Annotated in this window: 1 protein-coding gene; it reads right to left on the reverse strand. The window is 46.1% G+C overall.

All coding sequences use genetic code 11. From position 1 onward, the window contains the following. Positions 1-204: 204 nt before the first annotated feature. Entirely contained in the window at positions 205-2136 is a 1932-nt protein-coding gene (locus tag FTT77_RS17120) for an ATP-binding cassette domain-containing protein (RefSeq protein ID WP_154320142.1), read from the reverse strand. Positions 2137-2304 lie beyond the last annotated feature (168 nt).

The raw sequence follows: 2304 nt of genomic DNA on the forward strand, positions 1-2304 counted from the left end.
AAAAATAAACTTATATGGCACTTGCGTAATTCACGACAAAATGTGTCAAGTTTTGAAGAAGAGATGCAGTACTCAAGAATAGCAAGGAACTACACGGAGATGAAAAGCAGGAGGAAAATATTAAAAATGGGTGGTTTTAATAAAAAAAAGAGATGAATAACGCTTGTTACTCATCTCTCAGATAATGGGGGTGTTGAAATAGTGTTAGAAGGACTGCTCCAGACTTTCCAGTTCCATCATTAGTTCCAGCATCTGTTCTTCGGCTGTTTCCAGTTTGGCTTTCAGCTCAGTTTGCTCATTCATCAGTTTGAGCAAATCATTTTTACGTGAGGCATCATATAAAGCACTATCTCCGAGCAAGCTTTGAATTTCAGCCAGTCGCGGCGTAACCTTTGAAATCTGTGTTTCACATTTTTCGATATTTTTACGAATCGGGCGGCTCAGTTCCCGCTGGCGTGCCGCTTCCTTACGCTGTGCTTCTTTGTCCAGTCTGGAAATGGTTGCTTTGACTTCGACCTGAGATTTCACCGGCTCGGCTGGCTTCTGCCCGTTTTTGATCATCTCAATGCGGGCCTGACGTAACCAGTCGGCATAAGCGGTCAGATCACCGTCAAATTCACGGCATTGACCATTATGTACCAGCAGCAATTCATCACAGACACTGGCAATCAGCTGGCGCTCATGCGATACCAGCACCACAGCACCTTCAAAATCCTGCAAGGCCATGGTCAATGCATGACGCATATCCAGATCTAAATGGTTGGTCGGCTCATCCAGAATCAACACGTTTGGACGCTGCCAGACAATCAATGCCAGAGCCAGACGGGCACGTTCACCGCCTGAGAAACTTTCACTTGGCGTATCCATGCGTTCGCCGCTAAAACCAAAACTGCCCAGGAAAGAACGCAGGCTGGCTTCACTGATTTTTTTATCGGCAATACGGGCCAGCTGTAACATCGGGCTGGCATTGCCATCCAGTGCATCCATTTGGTGTTGGGCAAAGTAGCCAATATTGAGCAGTTCTGAATCTTTACGCAGACCCTGAAGCAATTTTAAATCACCGACCAGCGATTTAATCAGGGTGGATTTACCGGCACCATTCATCCCGAGCAAACCAATCCGGCTGCTTGGCGTGATCTGTAAATTGACATTGGTGACAATCAGCTTGTCACCATAACCAATATCGGCATGTTCCAGTTGCAATAAAGGCGAACTCATTTTGGTCGGTTCACGGAAACTGAAGGTAAATGGTGTATCAACATGGGCAGCAGACAGTTCCTGCATACGCTCCAGCTGTTTGATCCGGCTCTGTGCCTGCTTGGCTTTGGTGGCTTTCGCTTTAAAACGGTCAATATATTTTTGCAGATGTGCGCGGGTTTCCAGCTGCTTTTCATAAGCCTGTTGCTGCTGCGCCAGACGTTCACTGCGGGTGCGCTCGAAGGTCGAGTAGTTACCGGTATATAAAATCAGTTCCTGATTTTCAATATGTAAAATATGATCGGTAATCGCATCGAGGAAATCCCGGTCATGCGAAATCAGCACCAGCGTACCTTCATAGGCTTTCAGCCAGTCTTCGAGCCAGAGAATGGCATCCAGGTCTAAATGGTTGGTCGGTTCATCAAGAAGGAGTAAATCGGAACGGCTCATCAGGGTACGCGCCAGATTCAGGCGCATGCGCCAGCCACCAGAAAAACTTGAAACATCCAGTTGGGATTGATGTTCAAAAAAGCCCAGACCGGCCATCAGTTGCGAAGCTTTGGCCGGCGCAGAATAACCTGAAATTTCATCAAAACGGCCATATAAATGGGCCAGTTCTGCATCATCCAGCTGATCTGGCTGCTCCAGTTTCTGTTGAATATCCCAGTATTCTTCATCGCCGGACAAGACGAAATCAATGGCTTTCATATTCAGCGCTTTGATTTCCTGCGCCATATGCGCCACGGTCCATACCGCAGGACGGGTCAACGAACCGGTGTCTGACTCCATGCCACCAAGCAAAGCTGAAAACAGGGTCGATTTCCCGGCACCATTGACACCGGTTAGGCCAATTTTCCATCCTGGGTGTAACTGCATCGACGCTTTTTGAAATAAAACACGTCCACCGCGACGTATAGATAACTGGTCTAACTGAATCATTGAGAAATCAAAGCTAAGAAATAAGATGCGCCTATTCTAAAGGAAAGCCTTGTGAAAATGAAAAATCTTGCGACTTTTACTGAAATGAGCCAGCTTTTAAATATTGTGAATTTATATATTATGGACGAATAAGTTGAGTATAAGCTCTATTTTCAGCATTAACAGTTG

It is taken from the genome of Acinetobacter sp. YH01010 (assembly GCF_013420775.1).
Lineage (GTDB): Bacteria > Pseudomonadota > Gammaproteobacteria > Pseudomonadales > Moraxellaceae > Acinetobacter > Acinetobacter amyesii.

What these genes read in the sequence shown, in the direction of transcription:
- FTT77_RS17120 (WP_154320142.1), bottom strand. Translation starts at nt 2,136, where the DNA reads ATGATTCAGTTAGACCAGTTATCTATACGTCGCGGTGGACGTGTTTTA.